At 70.1% G+C, this 18,618-nt stretch carries 14 protein-coding genes; 8 read left to right on the top strand and 6 right to left on the bottom strand.

Going from position 1 to position 18,618, the window contains the following annotated elements:
- Window positions 1-315: 315 nt before the first annotated feature.
- Window positions 316-3,459 carry an isoleucine--tRNA ligase gene (gene ileS, locus HET64_RS16530; RefSeq protein ID WP_215106282.1) on the bottom strand — a complete coding sequence of 1,048 codons (3,144 nt, stop codon included), beginning with the start codon at window positions 3,457-3,459 and terminating at the stop codon, window positions 316-318.
- 564 nt (window positions 3,460-4,023) lie between these two features.
- On the opposite strand from ileS, the gene HET64_RS16525 reads away from it, so the two are divergent.
- The 5 genes from HET64_RS16525 to HET64_RS16505 all read left to right on the top strand — a co-directional run bounded on the left by HET64_RS16525 (window position 4,024) and on the right by HET64_RS16505 (window position 8,602).
- Window positions 4,024-4,770 carry a TraR/DksA C4-type zinc finger protein gene (locus tag HET64_RS16525; RefSeq protein WP_215106280.1) on the top strand — a complete coding sequence of 249 codons (747 nt, stop codon included), beginning with the start codon at window positions 4,024-4,026 and terminating at the stop codon, window positions 4,768-4,770.
- 58 nt (window positions 4,771-4,828) lie between these two features.
- Window positions 4,829-5,419 carry a signal peptidase II gene (gene lspA, locus HET64_RS16520; RefSeq protein ID WP_215106278.1) on the top strand — a complete coding sequence of 197 codons (591 nt, stop codon included), beginning with the start codon at window positions 4,829-4,831 and terminating at the stop codon, window positions 5,417-5,419.
- 63 nt (window positions 5,420-5,482) lie between these two features.
- Complete coding sequence (locus HET64_RS16515) at window positions 5,483-6,424, top strand: RluA family pseudouridine synthase (protein ID WP_215106276.1); 942 nt, start codon at window positions 5,483-5,485, stop codon at window positions 6,422-6,424.
- Window positions 6,421-6,906 carry a GNAT family N-acetyltransferase gene (locus HET64_RS16510; RefSeq protein ID WP_215106274.1) on the top strand — a complete coding sequence of 162 codons (486 nt, stop codon included), beginning with the start codon at window positions 6,421-6,423 and terminating at the stop codon, window positions 6,904-6,906. The genes HET64_RS16515 and HET64_RS16510 overlap by 4 nt, the downstream gene beginning before the upstream one ends.
- A gap of 109 nt (window positions 6,907-7,015) precedes the next feature.
- Window positions 7,016-8,602, top strand: coding sequence for a Na+/H+ antiporter (locus HET64_RS16505; RefSeq protein WP_215106272.1), 1,587 nt, complete (start codon window positions 7,016-7,018; stop codon window positions 8,600-8,602).
- An 18-nt stretch (window positions 8,603-8,620) separates the two neighbouring features.
- On the opposite strand, the gene HET64_RS16500 is transcribed toward HET64_RS16505, so the two are convergent.
- Window positions 8,621-9,769: a mechanosensitive ion channel family protein gene (locus HET64_RS16500; RefSeq protein WP_215106270.1), complete on the bottom strand. Its 1,149-nt coding sequence runs from the start codon at window positions 9,767-9,769 to the stop codon at window positions 8,621-8,623.
- A gap of 50 nt (window positions 9,770-9,819) precedes the next feature.
- On the opposite strand from HET64_RS16500, the gene HET64_RS16495 reads away from it, so the two are divergent.
- The gene (locus HET64_RS16495) at window positions 9,820-10,398 is read left to right on the top strand and encodes a dienelactone hydrolase family protein (RefSeq protein ID WP_215106268.1); all 579 of its coding nucleotides are present in this window, start codon (window positions 9,820-9,822) and stop codon (window positions 10,396-10,398) included.
- A 73-nt stretch (window positions 10,399-10,471) separates the two neighbouring features.
- Here HET64_RS16495 and HET64_RS16490 read toward each other — a convergent pair whose 3' ends face one another.
- The 3 genes from HET64_RS16490 to HET64_RS16480 form a co-directional block, all read right to left on the bottom strand.
- On the bottom strand, window positions 10,472-11,287 hold the full coding sequence (locus HET64_RS16490; RefSeq protein ID WP_215106266.1) for a DsbA family protein: 816 nt from the start codon (window positions 11,285-11,287) through the stop codon (window positions 10,472-10,474).
- Between the two features lie 69 nt (window positions 11,288-11,356).
- Window positions 11,357-12,085, bottom strand: coding sequence for a hypothetical protein (locus tag HET64_RS16485; RefSeq protein WP_215106264.1), 729 nt, complete (start codon window positions 12,083-12,085; stop codon window positions 11,357-11,359).
- A gap of 87 nt (window positions 12,086-12,172) precedes the next feature.
- On the bottom strand, window positions 12,173-13,498 hold the full coding sequence (locus HET64_RS16480) for a DUF2252 domain-containing protein (protein ID WP_215106262.1): 1,326 nt from the start codon (window positions 13,496-13,498) through the stop codon (window positions 12,173-12,175).
- Between the two features lie 214 nt (window positions 13,499-13,712).
- On the opposite strand from HET64_RS16480, the gene dnaE reads away from it, so the two are divergent.
- Window positions 13,713-17,249, top strand: a complete 3,537-nt coding sequence (gene dnaE / locus HET64_RS16475; RefSeq protein ID WP_215106260.1) for a DNA polymerase III subunit alpha — start codon at window positions 13,713-13,715, stop codon at window positions 17,247-17,249.
- 104 nt (window positions 17,250-17,353) lie between these two features.
- Here dnaE and HET64_RS16470 read toward each other — a convergent pair whose 3' ends face one another.
- Window positions 17,354-17,533, bottom strand: coding sequence for a hypothetical protein (locus HET64_RS16470; protein ID WP_007456121.1), 180 nt, complete (start codon window positions 17,531-17,533; stop codon window positions 17,354-17,356).
- A 346-nt stretch (window positions 17,534-17,879) separates the two neighbouring features.
- On the opposite strand from HET64_RS16470, the gene HET64_RS16465 reads away from it, so the two are divergent.
- On the top strand, window positions 17,880-18,618 hold a 739-nt coding region (locus HET64_RS16465; RefSeq protein ID WP_215106258.1), incomplete at its 3' end, for an NYN domain-containing protein.

Raw genomic sequence — 18,618 nt, 5'->3', positions numbered from 1 at the left:
GTGGGCCCGGCCGCCCTGGCCGGGTGCGGGTGGGGCGCCTGCGGCGGGCCTGTTCCCCTGCCCATCCCCAAGCTCTCAACTTCGTTCGAGCAGGGGAGACCCCACTCTTCCCGAAACCGGGGCGCTGCCCCGGGCCCCGCTCCTCAAGCGCCGGAGGGGCTGGAGTGGGAGGGGCTGGAGTGTGGGGCGCTGCCCCGGGCCCGCTCGTCACGCGCCGGAGGGGCTGGAGTACGGGGCGGAGCTTCCTGTGAGGGGTACGCGGAAGGGCCCGCCGGAATCCGTTCCGGCGGGCCCTTCCGGTCTTGCGGGTTACCGCTACCGCTTCCGCAGGCGGAACGTGAGCTCCAGGCCCTCGTCCTCGAACACCTCGCCGTAGGTCTCGTCCGCCTCGCCCTCCGCGTAGTCCAGGGCGAGCACCTCCTCGGAGATCAGCGGGGTGTGCTCGGTGAGCGCCTCCACCGTTGCCGGGGAGGTCGAGATCCAGCGGACGGCGATGCGGTCCGCGACGTCCAGGCCGCTGTTCTTGCGGGCCTCCTGGATCAGGCGGATCGCGTCACGGGCCAGGCCCGCGCGGCGCAGTTCCGGGGTGATCTCCAGGTCCAGGGCGACCGTCGCGCCCGAGTCCGAGGCGACCGACCAGCCCTCGCGCGGGGTCTCCGTGATGATGACCTCGTCGGGGGAGAGGGTGATCTGCTCGCCGTCGACCTCCACCGATGCCGTGCCCTCGCGCAGGGCCAGGGACAGCGCGGCCGCGTCCGTGTCCGCCACCGCCCTGGCCACCGCCTGGACGCCCTTGCCGAACCGCTTGCCCAGGGCGCGGAAGTTGGCCTTCGCCGTCGTGTCGACCAGGGAGCCGCCCACCTCCGAGAGCGAGGCCAGCGACGTGACGTTCAGCTCCTCCGTGATCTGGGCGCGCAGCTCGGGGGAGAGGGCACTGAAGCCCGTCGCCGCCACCAGCGCGCGCGACAGCGGCTGACGGGTCTTCACGCCCGACTCGGCGCGCGTGGCCCGGCCCAGCTCCACCAGGCGGCGCACCAGCGCCATCTGCGTGGAGAGCGTCGGGTCGATCGCCGACAGGTCCGCCTTCGGCCAGGTCGACAGGTGGACCGATTCCGGGGCGTCCGGGGCCACCGGCACCACCAGGTCCTGCCAGACCCGCTCGGTGATGAACGGGGTCAGCGGGGCCATCAGCCGGGTCACCGTCTCGACGACCTCGTGCAGCGTACGCAGGGCCGCCTTGTCGCCCTGCCAGAAGCGGCGGCGCGAGCGGCGTACGTACCAGTTGGAGAGGTCGTCCACGAACGCCGAGAGCAGCTTGCCTGCGCGCTGGGTGTCGTAGCCCTCCATCGCGACGGTCATCTGGTCGACCAGCGCGTTCAGTTCGCTCAGCAGCCAGCGGTCCAGGACCGTGCGGTCCGCCGGCGCCGGGTCGGCCCCGGAGGGGGCCCAGCCCGACGTACGCGCGTACAGGGCCTGGAAGGCGACCGTGTTCCAGTAGGTGAGGAGCGTCTTGCGGACGACCTCCTGGATCGTGCCGTGGCCCACGCGCCGTGCCGCCCACGGGGAGCCGCCCGCCGCCATGAACCATCGCACCGCGTCCGCCCCGTGCTGGTCCATCAGCGGGATCGGCTGGAGGATGTTCCCCAGGTGCTTGGACATCTTGCGGCCGTCCTCGGCGAGGATGTGGCCCAGGCAGACGACGTTCTCGTAACTCGACTTGTCGAAGACCAGGGTGCCCACCGCCATCAGCGTGTAGAACCAGCCGCGGGTCTGGTCGATGGCCTCCGAGATGAACTGCGCGGGGTAGCGGCTCTCGAAGACCTCCTTGTTCTTGTACGGGTAGCCCCACTGCGCGAACGGCATCGAACCCGAGTCGTACCAGGCGTCGATGACCTCCGGGACGCGGTACGCCTCCAGTTGGCAGTTCTCGTGCGAGCAGGTGAAGGTGATCTCGTCGATGAACGGGCGGTGGGGGTCGAGCCCCGACTGGTCGGTGCCCGTGAGTTCCGTCAGCTCGGCGCGCGAGCCCACGCAGGTGAGGTGGTCGTCCTCGCAGCGCCAGATCGGCAGCGGCGTGCCCCAGTAGCGGTTGCGGGAGAGCGCCCAGTCGACGTTGTTGTTCAGCCAGTCGCCGAAGCGGCCGTTCTTGACCGAGTCCGGGTACCAGTTGGTCTTCTCGTTCTCCTGGAGGAGCCGGTCCTTGATCGCCGTCGTCCTGATGTACCAGGACGGCTGCGCGTAGTAGAGCAGCGCCGTGTGGCAGCGCCAGCAGTGCGGGTAGCTGTGCTCGTAGGGGACGTGGCGGAAGAGCTTGCCGCGTGCGTCCAGGTCCGCGGTGAGCGCCTCGTCGGCCTTCTTGAAGAAGACACCGCCGACCAGGGGGAGATCCTCCTCGAAGGTGCCGTCCGGGCGGACCGGGTTGACCACCGGGAGGCCGTACGCACGGCAGACCACGAGGTCGTCGGCGCCGAACGCGGGGGACTGGTGGACCAGACCCGTACCGTCCTCGGTCGTCACGTACTCGGCGTTCACCACGTAGTGGGCTTCCGCGGGGAAGTCGACCAGGGTGAAGGGGCGCTCGTAGCTCCAGCGCTCCATCTCGGCGCCGGTGAACGACGGGCCCGTCACCTCCCAGCCCTCGCCGAGGGCCTTCTCCAGGAGCGGTTCGGCGACGACGAGCTTCTCCTCGCCGTTCGTCGCGACGACGTAGCGGACCTCGGGGTGGGCGGCGACCGCCGTGTTGGAGACCAGCGTCCAGGGGGTGGTCGTCCAGACCAGGAGGGCCGCCTCGCCGGCCAGCGGGCCGGAGGTGAGCGGGAAGCGGACGAAGACCGAGGGGTCGACGACCGTCTCGTAGCCCTGGGCCAGCTCGTGGTCGGACAGGCCGGTGCCGCAACGCGGGCACCAGGGGGCGACGCGGTGGTCCTGGACCAGCAGGTCCTTGTTGAAGATCTCCTTGAGCGACCACCACACGGAGTCCACGTACTCCGGGTCCATCGTGCGGTACGCGTCGTCCAGGTCGACCCAGTAGCCCATGCGGGTCGTCAGCTCGGCGAACGCGTCGGTGTGCCGGGTCACCGACTCACGGCACTTGGCGTTGAACTCGGCGATGCCGAACGCCTCGATGTCCTTCTTGCCGTTGAAGCCCAGTTCCTTCTCCACCGCCAGCTCGACCGGCAGGCCGTGGCAGTCCCAGCCGGCCTTGCGGCCGACGTGGTAGCCCTGCATGGTGCGGAAGCGGGGGAAGACGTCCTTGAAGACGCGGGCCTCGATGTGGTGGGCGCCCGGCATGCCGTTGGCGGTGGGCGGACCCTCGTAGAAGACCCACTCGGGGCGGCCCTCGGACTGGTCGAGGCTCTTGGCGAAGACCTTGCTCTCGCGCCAGAAGTCGAGCACGGCGTGCTCGAGCGCGGGCAGGTCGACCTGGGCGGGTACCTGGCGGTACTGCGGCGATGTCATGTGCGGCTTCCTCCGGCGGACGTCTTCCACTTCCGTCGGAGGGACGAGAGCGTCTCGGCTCCCGCGGTACCACCCTCCTTGGCCCCGGGCGCAGGCCCTTGGCCCCCTCATTGGGGTAGCGATGCCGGGTCTAGTGGCCTTGCGTCGATGGGCGGGGCCCATCGGTTCAAAGCGTTCTTCCGGCGACTCCGGGGTGATCTTCACGGCGCGCTCGCCCCCGGGCTCCCACCGTCCCCGGGTCGCTACTGGCTGCGTACGACGCTACTCGTCCCATCCAAGCCTCTCGCTGGGCCCAGTGTACGGGCCCGTACGGGCGACGGCCGACCGGTTATCCACGGCGCGCGGGCGTGACCCGAGTGGCGGGACGGGGTACAAGGACTTCCCGGCGGGGCCCGAGGGCCGGATTACCGGACGGGGAGCTGGGAACAACGGAGGCAGGCGCGCCACGACCGGATACGGGGAGGGGCGGGAAGGCGGCGTGCCCCGTTGCCGCGGGGCTGGAGTCGATTTATCGTCCCAGCACGATTCGCGAGCAAGATCACAATGTGTGAAGGGGCCGCGGCCATGGTGGCGAAGAAGACGGCGGAAGAGACCGCTGCCGAGCACGACGGCACCCACGGGTCGCCGGCCGAGCAGGCGCCCGCGCCCGCGAAGAGGACGGCGAAGAAGGCCGCGGCCAAGAAGACGACGGCGAAGAAGACGGCCGCCAAGAAGACGACGGCGAAGAAGACCGCCGCCAAGAAGAGCACCGCCAAGAAGAGCGCGGCCGAGAAGGCCTCGGACAAGGCCACGGAGGCGGCCCGGGCCGCCGAGCAGACGGGAGACCGCACGGTGGTAGCCAAGAAGAGCGCGAGTCGTCAGGCAGCGGGCGCACAGGCCACGGCCCCCGTGCCGCCGGCCCGCGCCGCCGCCCCCGACGAGCTGGCCGTCCGGCCCGGGGAGGACCCCTGGACGCCCGAGGAGGTCACCGAGGCGCGCACCCTGCTGACGAGCGAGACGCTGCGGCTCCGCAGCGAGCTGGAGGCCTCCGGTGCGGCGCTCGCCGGGCTGATGCGGGACTCCGGCGACGGCGCGGGCGACGACGAGGCCGACACCGGCACCAAGAACATCACCCGCGAGCACGAGCTGTCGCTGGCCGCCAACGCCCAGGAGATGCTGGAGCAGACCGAGCGGGCGCTCGCCCGGCTGGAGGCGGGGACGTACGGACTCTGCGAGGTCTGCGGCAAACCGATCGGAAAGGCGCGAATGCAGGCCTTCCCCCGGGCCACCCTGTGCGTCGAGGACAAGCAGAAGCAGGAGCGGCGCGGCTGATCCGCACAGGTGTGTCGTACCCTCATCATCAGGCAGGCACCTAGGTTGAGGGACTCACGTGGCAGAGGCGGAGCGCATCATCGGTACGCCGGAAAACCCTGATGTCGACGGCACGGACGAAGGCGGCAGCACCGCCGCCGACGCGGCCGTGAACGCGGGCCGGGGCAAGCGCAAAATCCTCGCCCTCCTGAGCGTGGCCGTCGTGGCCTATCTGCTGGACCTGGGCAGCAAGATGCTCGTGGTCGCGAAGCTGGAGCACCAGCCGCCGATCGACATCATCGGGGACTGGCTGCAGTTCCGGGCGATCCGGAACGCGGGCGCCGCGTTCGGGATCGGCGAGGCGTTCACGGTGATCTTCACCATCATCGCCACCGGGGTGATCGTCGTCATCTTCCGGATCGCCCGCAAGCTCTACAGCCTGCCGTGGGCCATCGCCCTGGGCCTCCTCCTGGGCGGTGCGCTCGGCAATCTCACCGACCGCATCTTCCGGGCGCCCGGCGTGTTCGAGGGCGCGGTGGTGGACTTCATCGCCCCCAAGAACTCCGCCGTCTTCAACCTCGCCGACTCCGCCATCGTGTGCGGCGGCATCCTCATCGTGATCCTCTCCTTCAAGGGCCTGGACCCCGACGGGACCGTGCACAAGGACTAGGGCCTGTCGTCCAGGGGCGCCCGGGCTGCGCGGGGAGCGTTCCGCGCAAGGCATACTCGACAGGTGAGTACGCACCCCGAGATCCGCACCCTGCCCGTACCGGACGGCCTGGAAGGCGAGCGCGTCGACGCCGCCATCTCCCGGATGTTCGGTTTCTCCCGCACCAAGGCCGCCGAGCTGGCCGCAGCCGGGAAGGTCCAGGTGGACGGTTCGGTGGCCGGGAAGTCCGAGCGGGTCCACGGAGGCGCCTGGCTGGAAGTCGAGATGCCGGGGGCACCCGCCCCCGTCCAGATCGTCGCCGAGCCCGTCGAGGGCATGGAGATCGTCCACGACGACGACGACATCGTCGTCATCATGAAGCCGGTCGGCGTCGCCGCCCACCCCAGCCCCGGCTGGACCGGCACCACCGTCATCGGTGGCCTCGCCGCCGCCGGCTACCGGATCTCGACGTCCGGCGCCGCCGAGCGCCAGGGCATCGTCCACCGCCTCGACGTCGGCACATCCGGCCTGATGGTCGTCGCCAAGTCCGAGCGCGCCTACACCCTGCTCAAGGCCCAGTTCCGCGACCGGGTCGTCGACAAGAAGTACCACGCCCTCGTCCAGGGTCACCCGGACCCGATGAGCGGCACCATCGACGCCCCCATCGGGCGCCACCCCAACCACGACTACAAGTGGGCGGTCACCGCCGAGGGCAAGCCGTCGGTGACCCACTACGACCTGATCGAGGCCTACCGCTCCGCCAGCCTCCTCGACATCAAGCTGGAGACCGGCCGCACCCACCAGATCCGGGTCCACATGTCCGCCCACCGCCACCCCTGCGTCGGCGACCTCACCTACGGCGCGGACCCGACCCTGGCCAAGCGCCTCGGGCTGACCCGCCAGTGGCTGCACGCCGTGCGCCTGGGCTTCGAGCACCCGAGCGACGGCAGCTGGGTGGAGTTCTCCAGCACCTACCCGGCCGACCTCCAGCAGGCCCTCGACACCATCTCCGCGGAGAGTCAGTGACCGCCGTTCCCTCCCCGTACAGCACCCGCAGGGCCGTTGAGGAGAGCGACCTCCAAGCCTGCTTCCAGGTCCGCAAAGAGGTCTTCGTCGGCGAGCAGAACGTGCCCGAGGAGCTGGAGTACGACGCCCACGACGCGACCGCGACGCATGTCCTGGCCGTCGCGGCGGACGGCACCGCGCTCGGCACGGGCCGGCTGCTGCACGGCGCCGACGCGGCCGGGAAGACCGGCGGCGACCCCGCCGTCGGCTCGCTGGGCCGGCTCGCCGTGAGCCGGGAGGCCCGCGGCCTCGGGGTCGGCGCCGCCCTCGTACGGGCCATCGAGGACGAGGCGCGGACGCTGGGCCTGGCCGCCGTCGACCTGCACGCCCAGACGCACGCCCTCGGCTTCTACGAGCGACTCGGATATGTCGCGTACGGACCCGAGTTCCCCGACGCGGGCATGCCGCACCGGGCCATGCGGCGGGAGATCCGCCCGGCCTGAGTGCCGGTAGCGGGGGGTATCGGCCGAATCGCGCACCCCGCGTGGCAGGGTGGGAGCCCTGTTCGGCAGCTCGTGGTGTGCCGGACCCGCACGCTCCGGAAGGCACCTCGTGGAACAGATGTCCCTGCTGCTCCTGCTGCTGCTCGGAGCCGTGGTCACGGTGCCGCTCGGCGACCGGCTCGGGCTGCCCGCGCCGGTGCTGATGACCCTCATCGGCATCGCGATGGCCTTCATGCCGTTCGTGCCGAACGTCGACATCCCACCGGAGATCATTCTCCCCGCGCTGCTTCCGCCGCTGCTCTACGCCACCGTGCAGCGCACCTCCTGGCGGCAGTTCGCCGCCAACAGACGCCCGATCTTCCTGCTGGCCGTCGCCCTCGTCTTCGTCACCACCGCCGCCGTCGCCGCGGTCGCCAACTCGATCGTGCCGGGGCTCCCCATCGCCGCCGCCGTCGCCCTCGGCGCTCTCGTCGCCCCGCCCGACCCGGTCGCGGCGACGGCCGTGGCGGGCTCCGTGGGACTGCCGCGCCGACTGGTGTCGATCCTGGAGGGCGAGGGGCTCTTCAACGACGTGACCGCCATCGTGCTCTACCACGTGGCCATCGCCGCCGCCGTCAGCGGCACCTTCTCGCTCCCCGAGGCCTTCGGGCTGCTGCTCCTCTCCGCCGTCGTCGCGGTCGTCGTCGGCCTCGCGCTCGGCTGGCTCACCATCAAGCTGATGAACCTGCTGGGCGACGCCACCCTCCAGGTCGGACTGACCCTGCTGGTGCCGTTCGTCGCCTACGTCCTCGCGGAGGAGCTGATGGGCTCCGGCGTGCTGGCCGTCCTGACCGTCGCGCTGTTCCTCGCCGAGCACACCGCCGACGCCGACGACGTGCTGGGCCGGCTCACCGGAGTCACGTTCTGGGACATCGTCGACACCCTGGTGACCGGCGTGGCCTTCGGGCTGATCGGCCTGGAACTGCACAGCGTGTTCGGCACCGCCGACGGACACGCCCTGGAGATGGTCGGCTGGGGGCTCGCGATCGTCGCGGTCGTCGTCGGCGTACGGCTGCTGTACCTGCTGCCGGCCACCTGGCTGGCCAAGCGGCTCCACACCCGCCGCGACGTCAGCGAGGAGATCCCCACGAGCTGGCGGGAGACCGTCGTGATGTGGTGGGCCGGGATGCGCGGGGTGGCCTCGGTCGCCCTGGCCCTGGCGATCCCGCTGGAGACCGACGACGGACAGCCCTTCCCCGGCCGTGACGAGATCATCTTCATCGCGTTCGCCGTGATCATGGCCACCCTGGTCTTCCAGGGGCTCACCCTGCCCTGGCTGGTGCGCAAGCTGAGGGTCCGGGCCGACACCGACGCCGAAGAGGCACTGGAGCGGGACCTCGCCATCCGGGCCGCCAAGGCCGCCAAGTACCGCCTCAAGGAGATCCAGGAGGTAGAGGAGTTCCCCGAGGAGGTCATGGAGCGGCTCCAGCGCGCCGCGTACGACATCGGAGCGCGGATCAGCCCGGACATGGTCGACGAGGAGCGTCGCGAGGCCTACGCCCAGCGCGCGGAACGCTTCAAGGCGATCAGCCGGGTCCAGCGCGAGATGATGTCGGCCGCCCGCCACGAGGTGCTCTCCGCGCGCAGCGAGCCCGGCTCCGACCCGGAGGTCGTGGACCGGGTGCTGCGGTATCTGGACTTCCGCTCGCTGCGCTGAGACCGTCGCGGGGCAGCCTCAGCCGCGGCCCGTGCGCGGGGCCTTGGAACCCTCCCCGTCGGCGGGCGCCGCCTTGTCGAGGACCGCCCGGGGCCCGGCGCCCGTCAGCTCCGCCCACTGCTCGCCCGGCGGCAGTACGGCGGGGCCGGTGGCGATCCGCGGCAGCGCGTACGGATGGTGGTCGCGCAGCCAGCCGATCAACTGCTCACGCACCGCGCAGCGCACCGTCCAGATGTCGTCCGCGTCCTTGGCCGTGACCACCGCCCGCACCTGGATCGTGGACGGCGTCGTGTCCGTGACGGCCAGCGACCAGTCGCGGCCGTCCCAGGCGGCGATGTCCCCGAGGAGCTCCCGCAGCTTCTCCCGCATCGCCGCGACCGGGGCGGAGTGGTCGAGGTGGAAGAAGACCGTGCCGGTCATCTGCACCCCACCGCGCGACCAGTTCTCGAACGGCTGGCTGGTGAAGTACGAGACCGGCATCGTGATCCGCCGCTCGTCCCAGGTCCGTACCGCCAGGAACGTCAGGGTGATCTCGTCGATCGTGCCCCACTCACCGTCCACCACCACGGTGTCGCCGAGCCGCACCATGTCGCCGAACGCGATCTGGAATCCGGCGAAGAGATTTCCGAGCGTCGACTGGGCGGCGACACCCGCGACGATGCCGAGCAGACCGGCCGAGGCGAGCATCGACGTGCCGACCGCCCGCATCGGCGGGAACGTCAGCAGCATCGCCGCGATGGCGACCACCGTCACCACCGCGATGACCACCCGCTGGATCAGCGTGACCTGCGTACGGACCCGGCGGACCCGGGCCGGGTCGCGGCTGGCCGTCGCGTACCGGGCGTACGTGGCCTCCACGACCGTCACCGCGATCCGCACCACCAGCCAGGCGGACGCGCCGATCAGCACCAGGGTCAGCACCTGGCCGATCCCGGCGCGGTGGTCACGAATCCAGTCGATGCCCATCTGGCGGTAGCTGCTGCGCAGCAGCGCCGTGATGAGCACCACCTGCAAGGGAGGGCGGCAGCGCCGCAACAGCCCCCACAGCGGCGTCTCGTGATGACGGCTGTCGGCCCGCCGCAGCAGCCGGTCGACCAGCCAGCCGACCAACAGGGTGATCACCACGGAACCGCCGATCACGATCAGCGGGCGCAGCACGCTCTCCATTCCCTCGTCCTCCAAGCTGTAGGGCGGCCCCCGGGGGCACAAATGGCACCATGGGCCTCATGAACATCATGCTTTTCCACTCGACGTACGGGCTCAGGCCCGCCGTGCACGCCGCGGCCGCGCGCCTCAGAGACGCCGGCCACGAGGTGCGCGTGCCCGATCTGTTCGAGGGGCACACCTTTGACACGGTGGAAGAGGGCATGGCCCACAAGGACGAGATCGGCAAGGAGGAGCTGCTGAAGCGCGCCGTGCTGGCCGCCGCGCCCTACTCCGACCAGGGGCTCGTCTACGCCGGCTTCTCCTTCGGTGCGGCGACCGCGCAGACCCTGGCGCTCGGCGACGCGAAGGCCCGCGGGCTGCTGCTGTTCCACGGCACCTCGGACATCGCCGAGAACGCGTCGGTGGACGAGCTCCCCGTGCAGCTGCACGTCGCGGACCCGGACCCCTTCGAGTCCCACGACTGGCTGAACAGCTGGTACCTCCAGATGCAGCGCACCGGCGCGGACGTCGAGGTCTACCGCTACCCCGGGGCCGGGCACCTGTTCACCGACCCCGATCTGCACGACTACGACCAGGCGGCCGCCGAGCAGACCTGGAAGGTCGCGCTCGGCTTCCTCGCCACCCTGTAGGAACGCGCGACACCCGGCGCGTCCGGGCGGTCGGCCCGCCCGGTGCGCCGGGTGTCGCGGAAGGCGAAGGCCGTCAGGCCTTGAGCGCCTTGTCGATGGCCTTCGTGAACTCGTCGGCCGTCATCGGGGCGTTCTCGCTGCCCTCGGCCGTGATCTTCTTGTCGTCCATCTTCAGCGTCGGCGTGCCCTGCACACCGCTCTTGTCGAACGTCTTGGACATCTTCATGGCCCAGGCGTCGTACGTACCGTCCTCGACGTCCTTCTGGAAGTCCTTGTTCCCCTTCAGCGCGTCGACCGAGTCCGCGACCTCGATGAGGTAGCTGTCCTTGGCGAACTTGTCGTCGCTCTCCTCGGGGTGGAACTTCGCCGAGTACAGCGCTTCCTTGTACTCCAAGAACGCCTCGGGGCTCACGTCCAGCGCCGCGCCGAGCGCGCTCAGGGCGTTCTTGGAGCCCTCGCCGTTGTCGGTGTTGTCGATGAAGGTCGCGCCGACGTACTTGACCTTGTACTTGCCGGCCTCGACGTCCTTCGAGACGGTCTCGCCGACGCCCTGCTCGAACGTGGCGCAGACCGGGCAGCGCGAGTCCTCGTACAGCTCCAGGGTCTTCTTCGCGCCCGAGTCGCCGATCACCACGGTGGTGCCGTCGTCGCCCGAGGTGTTCTTCGGCGCGGTGACGTTCTTCGCGTCGGCGGCCGTCTCCCAGGCGTCCGGCTTGTTCAGCTGCATCACGCCGTAGCTGATGCCGCCGACCACGGCGAGGGCGGCGACGACCGAGACCGCCACGACGAGCTGCTTACGGGTCTTGGCCTTCTTGGCCTGGGACTCGCGCTCGGCACGCAGCCGCTCGCGGGCCGCTGCCTTGTTCGCCTGGGTGTTGCGCTTGCTCATGATCGTTCTCCGTGAGTACGTGTGTGGGGAGAGGGCGGGTGCTGCCGTCGTCGCGTGGCCGTGCCCTCATCAGACAGCGGCGTACGTCGCTGGCGGCGGGCCCCTGCGTCCCACACAGTGCACGAGGAAGCGGGCGGTCAGCGGCGGGTGCGGACGCCCGGCGGGCCGGGAGCGGCGGGCCGCGGCCCGGACGCCCGCGCGCACCACGGCGACCGCGACCAGCAGCGGCCGGAACGCCAGCAGGGCCGCCGCGCGCAGCAGCCCGGCCAGGGCCGCCTCGCCGCGCCGCAGCCAGGCCGCGGCGAGCAGCCCGACCGCCACATGGGCGACGAGCAGCAGCCAGGGCACGGCCGGTCCCGGCTGCGCCAGCAGCGCCGCCGCACGGTCGCCCGCACCGGCCACATCGGCCAGCGGGGTGCCCACCGCGCCGACGCCCGCGATCCGGGCCTCGCCCGCGCCGACCTCGCCGCCGCCGCACAGGACGTCGAAGCCCACCGCGCGCAGCGTGCCCGCGACCGGGCCGCCCGCCGCCCCGTAACAGAGGTGCTGGCCCGTGGTGAAGAGCGTGTCGGCGGCCAGCTCCAGCGGGACCAGCAGGCCCGCGATCGCCCCGAAGCCACGCTCCCGGCCGGCCAGCGCGTACGCCACCGCGAAGACCGCGGCGGCGAGCAGCGCGACCGCGGTCAGCGGCAGCGGGACCCGGGAGAGCAGCACATGGGACGCCGTGGACAGGGTGACGACGAGCGCGGTGAAGACCGCCGCGCGCGCGACCCTGAGCTGCGTCCCTGAGATGTCCATCGCCGGAAAGTGTGTCATGCGCCGAGGTAAGCGGACCTTAAAAGAGGCTGAGAGTCCCCGGGGTGGCTTCCCGGGGACTCCGGCGCCCTACAGACCCGGGATCCGGCCGTTGCGGAAGAGGTCCACGAAGATCTGGTGGTCCGCGCGGGCTCTCGCCCCGTAGCTGTGGGCGAAGTCGACCAGCATCGGCGCGAAGCTCTCCTCGTCGGCCGCGATGGCCGCGTCGATCGCCCGCTCGGTGGAGAACGGCACCAGGGAGTGCCCGCTCTCGTCGTCGGCGGCCGCGTGCATCGTGGCCGTCGCCCGGCCCAGATCCGCGACGACCGCCGCGATCTCGTCCACCTCGTCGATGTCGGACCAGTCCAGGTCGACCGCGTACGGCGAGACCTCGGCGACCAGCTGACCCGAGCCGTCCAGCTCGGTCCAGCCCAGCCACGGGTCCGCGTGTGCCTGGAGCGCGCGCTGCGAGATCACCGTGCGGTGCCCCTCGTGCTGGAAGTACTCCCGCACGGCGGCGTCCGTGATGTGCCGGGAGACCGCCGGGGTCTGTGCCTGCTTGAGGTAGATCACCACATCGTTCTCCAGGGCGTCGCTGTTGCCCTCCAGAAGGATGTTGTACGAGGGCAGCCCGGCCGACCCGATGCCGATGCCCCGACGGCCCACCACGTCCTTGACCCGGTAGGAGTCGGGACGGGTCAGGCTCGACTCGGGCAGCGTCTCCAGATAGCCGTCGAACGCGGCCAGCACCTTGTAGCGCGTCGCGGCGTCCAGGTCGATCGACCCGCCGCCGTCCGCGAACCGGCGCTCGAAGTCCCGGATCACCGTCATCGAGTCCAGCAGCGAGAAACGCGTGCGCGACCGGGCGGCGCGCAGCGCGCCCAGCAGCGGGCCGTCCGCGGTGTCCAGCGTGAACGGCGGCACCTCGTCGTTCTTCGCGCCCGTCGCCAGCGCGCGGATCCGCTCGCGGTAGGAGTCGGCGAAGATCGTCACCAGCTCGCTGATCTGCTCGTCGGCCAGCGCCTTCGCGTAACCGATCAGCGCCACGGAGGCGGCGAAGCGCTTCAGGTCCCAGGTGAAGGGGCCCACGTACGCCTCGTCGAAGTCGTTGACGTTGAAGACGAGGCGGCCGTTGGCGTCCATGTAGGTGCCGAAGTTCTCCGCGTGGAGATCGCCGTGGATCCACACCCGGCCGGTGCGCTCGTCCAGGAACGGGCCGCCGTGCCGCTCCCGCTCCAGGTCGCCGTAGAACAGGCAGGCCGTGCCCCGGTAGAAGGCGAAGGCCGAGCCCGCCATCTTGCGGAACTTGACCCGGAAAGCGGCCGGATCGGCGGCCAGCAGCTCCCCGAAGGCGGTGTCGAAAACGGCGAGAATCTGCTCCCCGCGCTGCGCTGCGCCGGTCTGCGTTTCCGACATCTCTTGCTGCCTCCTGCTGTAGCTGGCGTGTCCGGCCGGACCGTGGGTCCGCCCGATCGAGTCCTGACCGAGTGCATGACAAAACGGACAGGTGTCCCGCCCTCTCCAACGCTCGGCGGAAGCCGGGAGTGCCCGTCGTTCGACTCCGTCACGTCGTAGACTTCCACGCTGTCCCCCCGTCCGTCATCGCCCGACTTCCCGGAGGCCCGACGCCGTGACCAAGCCGCCCTTCACGCACCTGCACGTTCATACCCAGTACTCGCTGCTGGACGGTGCGGCGCGGCTCAAGGACATGTTCGAGGCCTGCAACGAGATGGGCATGTCGCACATCGCGATGACCGACCACGGCAACCTCCACGGGGCCTACGACTTCTTCCACTCGGCGACGAAGGCGGGCGTCACGCCGATCATCGGCATCGAGGCGTACGTCGCCCCGGAGTCGCGCAAACACAAGCGCAAGGTGCAGTGGGGACAGCCGCACCAGAAGCGCGACGATGTGTCCGGATCCGGTGGTTACACCCACAAGACGATCTGGGCGTCCAACAAGACCGGACTGCACAACCTCTTCCGGCTCTCCTCCGACGCGTACGCCGAGGGCTGGCTCCAGAAGTGGCCCCGGATGGACAAGGAGACCATCTCCCAGTGGTCCGAGGGCCTCATCGCCTCCACCGGGTGCCCCTCCGGCGAGGTGCAGACCCGGCTGCGGCTCGGCCAGTTCGACGAGGCGGTCCAGGCGGCCTCCGACTACAAGGACATCTTCGGGGCGGACAAGTACTTCCTGGAGCTGATGGACCACGGCATCGAGATCGAGCGCCGGGTCCGCGACGGGCTGCTGGAGATCGGCAAGAAGCTCGACATCCCGCCGCTCGTGACGAACGACTCCCACTACACGTACGCCCACGAGGCCACCGCCCACGACGCCCTGCTCTGCATCCAGACCGGAAAGAACCTCTCGGACCCCGACCGCTTCCGCTTCGACGGCACGGGCTACTACCTCAAGACGACGGACGAGATGTACGCCGTCGACTCCTCCGACGCCTGGCAGCAGGGCTGCGCCAACACGCTCCTGGTCGCCCAGCAGATCGACACCGCCGGCATGTTCGAGGCGAAGAACCTCATGCCGAAGTTCGAGATCCCGGACGGCTTCACGGAGGTCACCTGGTTCCAGGAGGAGGTCCGGGTCGGCATGGGCCGCCGCTTCCCGAACGGCGTCCCCGACGACCGGCAGAAGCAGGTCGAGTACGAGATGGACATCATCATCCAGATGGGGTTCCCGGGGTACTTCCTGGTCGTCGCCGACTTCATCATGTGGGCCAAGAACAACGGCATCGCGGTCGGCCCCGGCCGTGGTTCCGCCGCCGGATCGATCGTCTCGTACGCGATGGGCATCACCGACCTCGACCCGATCGAGCACGGGCTGATCTTCGAGCGGTTCCTCAACCCCGAGCGCGTCTCCATGCCCGACGTCGACATCGACTTCGACGAGCGTCGGCGCGTCGAGGTGATCCGGTACGTGACCGAGAAGTACGGGGCCGACAAGGTCGCCATGATCGGCACCTACGGCAAGATCAAGGCCAAGAACGCCATCAAGGACTCCGCCCGCGTCCTCGGCTACCCGTACGCGATGGGCGACCGGCTCACCAAGGCCATGCCCGCCGACGTCCTCGGCAAGGGCATCGACCTCAACGGCATCACCGACCCCAAGCACCCGCGCTACAGCGAGGCGGGCGAGATCCGGGGGATGTACGAGAGCGAACCGGACGTCAAGAAGGTCATCGACACCGCCAAGGGCGTCGAGGGCCTGGTCCGGCAGATGGGCGTGCACGCCGCCGGCGTCATCATGTCCAGCGAGCCGATCGTCGACCACGCCCCCGTCTGGGTCCGGCACACCGACGGCGTCACCATCACGCAGTGGGACTACCCGCAGTGCGAGTCGCTCGGCCTGCTGAAGATGGACTTCCTGGGCCTGCGCAACCTGACGATCATGGATGACGCCATCAAGATGGTGAAGTCCAACAAGGGCGTCGACCTGGAGATGCTCTCCCTCCCGCTGGACGACCCCAAGACGTACGAACTGCTCTGCCGCGGTGACACGCTCGGCGTCTTCCAGTTCGACGGCGGGCCGATGCGCTCCCTGCTGCGCCAGATGCAGCCCGACAACTTCGAGGACATCTCCGCCGTCTCGGCCCTCTACCGGCCGGGCCCGATGGGCATGAACTCGCACACGAACTACGCGGAGCGCAAGAACGGGCGCCAGGAGATCACTCCGATCCACCCGGAGCTGGAGGAGCCCCTCAAGGAGGTCCTCGGCCTCACCTACGGCCTGATCGTCTACCAGGAGCAGGTCCAGAAGGCCGCCCAGATCGTCGCCGGGTACTCGCTGGGCGAGGCCGACATCCTGCGCCGCGTGATGGGCAAGAAGAAGCCCGAGGAGCTGGCGAAGAACTTCGTCCTCTTCGAGGCGGGCGCCAAGAAGAACGGCTTCTCCGACGCCGCGATCAAGGCGCTGTGGGACGTGCTGGTCCCGTTCGCCGGGTACGCCTTCAACAAGGCGCACTCCTCCGCGTACGGGCTGGTCACCTACTGGACCGGATACCTCAAGGCGAACTACCCCGCCGAGTACATGGCCGCCCTGCTGACCTCGGTCAAGGACGACAAGGACAAGTCCGCGGTCTACCTCAACGAGTGCCGCCGCATGGGCATCAAGGTGCTCCCGCCCAACGTCAACGAGTCGCTGTCCAACTTCGCCGCCCAGGGCGACGACGTGATCCTCTTCGGCCTGACCGCCATCCGCAACGTCGGCCAGAACGTCGTCGACTCGATCATCCGGTCCCGCAAGGCGAAGGGGAAGTACAGCACCTTCCCCGACTTCCTCGACAAGGTCGAGGCGGTCGTCTGCAACAAGCGCACCGTGGAATCGCTCATCAAGGCCGGCGCGTTCGACGAGATGGGCCACACCCGCAAGGGCCTCGTCGCCCACCACGAGCCGATGATCGACAACGTGGTGCAGGTCAAGCGCAAGGAGGCCGAAGGACAGTTCGACCTCTTCGGGGGCGGCGAGGAGGAGAGCGGCGAGCCGGGATTCGGGCTCGACGTGGAGTTCTCCGACATCGAGTGGGAGAAGGCCTACCTGCTCGCCCAGGAACGGGAAATGCTCGGCCTGTACGTCTCCGACCACCCGCTGTTCGGCCTGGAGCACGTGCTGTCCGACAAGGCCGACGCCTCGATCTCCCAGCTCATGGGCGGCGACTACAGCGACGGCTCGATCGTCACCGTCGGCGGCATCATCTCCGGCCTCCAGCGCAAGATGACCAAGCAGGGCAACGCCTGGGCCATCGCCACCGTGGAGGACCTGGCCGGCTCCATCGAGTGCATGTTCTTCCCCGCCACCTACCAGCTGGTCTCCACCCAGCTCGTCGAGGACACCGTCGTCTTCGTCAAGGGACGGCTCGACAAGCGCGAGGACGTGCCCCGGCTGGTCGCCATGGAGATGCAGGTCCCCGACATCTCCAACGCCGGGACCAACGCGCCCGTCGTCCTCACCATCCCCACCGTGAAGATCACCCCGCCCATGGTCACCCGGCTCGGCGAGGTGCTCAGCCACCACCGGGGCGACACCGAGGTGCGCATCAAGCTCCAGGGGCCCCGCAAGACCACGGTGCTCCGGCTCGACCGGCACCGGGTCAAGGCCGACTCGGCCCTCTTCGGCGACCTCAAGGTGCTGCTCGGCCCGGCCTGCCTGGCCGGCTGAGCAGGCGCCACCGGCGACGAGAACGGCAGGAGGGGCGTCCCGCACCTGCGGGACGCCCCTCTCGCTGTCCTCGACGCCTGTCTCTACCGCGAGCGGCCGACGGGTCAGTTGTGGCCGAAGCGTCGCTGATGCTTGCGGGCCACGTCGGACGGGCTGCCCTGGGCCTGCGCCTGCGGCTGGTTCTGCGACTCGTACGCCGTCGACTTGGCCTCCTCCGCGCTACGCTCCGACGCGGACGCGCGATCGTGCTGGCTGCCCTGCTTGCGGTTCTTGTTCTTGGCCATGGTGAATGCCTCCTGTGGGGAATCCTGGGGGGCCAGGACCGCTGTCAGATTCACATAGCGCCGCAAACACCGCATGTTGGATCATTACCGTGCGTAGCGGTTTCCGCAGTGGTCCCCGTTCCGCCGTCTGCGCCCATGCCTTTCCGCGTCTGCCCAACGCCTTGCGCGACGCGCCCTTCCTCCCTTCTCACCTTTCCTTGCCCCTTCCTTTCCGGATCCGCCACGCCGATGATCCAGTTCCGGCCGTTAACCCCCGCGCGGTCGGGCAGACTCGAAGGAAACCCTGGGTAAGCGGACCCGGTCATCGAGGAGCGGGCCGCTGAACCGTTCCCGAATTCGGAAGAGGGTGGAACGCGTGGACCGTTGTGTCGTCCTGGTGGACGCCGGCTACTTGCTGGGCGCAGCCGCGAGTCTGCTGGCCGGAGAGCCCGCCCGTTCCCGCATCACCGTCGACCACGCGGCCCTCATCCAGGGGCTGCGCGAGCGTGCCGAGGCCGACACCCAACAGCCCCTGCTGCGCATCTACTGGTTCGACGGCGCCCCCGACCGGGTGCCCCAGCCCGAGCACCGCCGGCTCCGCGTGATGCCCCGCGTGACCGTCCGGCTCGGCGCCCTGACCCGCAGCGACGGGCGCTGGGCACAGAAGGGCGTCGACGCCGCCATGCACGCCGAACTGACCGAACTGGCCAGGAACCGCGCCTGCTCCGACGTGGTCCTGGTGACCGGTGACGGCGATCTGCTGCCCGGTCTGATGTCCGCCAAGGAACACGGGGTCGCCGTCCACCTCTGGGCCGTGCAGGCCGCCGACGGCGACTACAACCAGTCCGAGGACCTCGTCGCCGAGGCCGACGAACGGCGGGTCCTGGACCGGGCCTGGATCACCAAGGCCGTACGTGCCAAGGACCTCGGAGGCGCTTGCGCCCCGCCGCCCGTCCCGCGCCCCGAGATCGCCGCGATCCTCTCCGCACCCTTGCCGGAGGCCGCCCTCGCCGCCTCCGCCGAACGCGCCTCCGAGGCCCAGGCCGCCGCGGCCCGGAGCGGCGCCGCCTCCCCCGCCGAGAACGCCGCCGCGGCGTCCGGCACCC

Source organism: Streptomyces sp. McG3 (assembly GCF_018619185.1).
Taxonomy (GTDB): domain Bacteria; phylum Actinomycetota; class Actinomycetes; order Streptomycetales; family Streptomycetaceae; genus Streptomyces.
Note: the sequence above shows the minus strand (reverse complement) of the source record. Positions and strands in the feature narration are given on the sequence as shown.

Excerpts from the sequence above, each read along its gene's own strand:
- HET64_RS16470 (WP_007456121.1), bottom strand. The coding sequence starts at position 17,533 with ATGGCCAAGAACAAGAACCGCAAGCAGGGCAGCCAGCACGATCGCGCG.
- HET64_RS16490 (WP_215106266.1), bottom strand. The coding sequence starts at position 11,287 with ATGAGCAAGCGCAACACCCAGGCGAACAAGGCAGCGGCCCGCGAGCGG.
- HET64_RS16495 (WP_215106268.1), top strand. The coding sequence starts at position 9,820 with ATGGGCCTCATGAACATCATGCTTTTCCACTCGACGTACGGGCTCAGG.
- HET64_RS16480 (WP_215106262.1), bottom strand. The coding sequence starts at position 13,498 with ATGTCGGAAACGCAGACCGGCGCAGCGCAGCGCGGGGAGCAGATTCTC.
- ileS (WP_215106282.1), bottom strand. The coding sequence starts at position 3,459 with ATGACATCGCCGCAGTACCGCCAGGTACCCGCCCAGGTCGACCTGCCC.
- HET64_RS16525 (WP_215106280.1), top strand. The coding sequence starts at position 4,024 with ATGGTGGCGAAGAAGACGGCGGAAGAGACCGCTGCCGAGCACGACGGC.
- HET64_RS16485 (WP_215106264.1), bottom strand. The coding sequence starts at position 12,085 with ATGGACATCTCAGGGACGCAGCTCAGGGTCGCGCGCGCGGCGGTCTTC.
- HET64_RS16500 (WP_215106270.1), bottom strand. The coding sequence starts at position 9,769 with ATGGAGAGCGTGCTGCGCCCGCTGATCGTGATCGGCGGTTCCGTGGTG.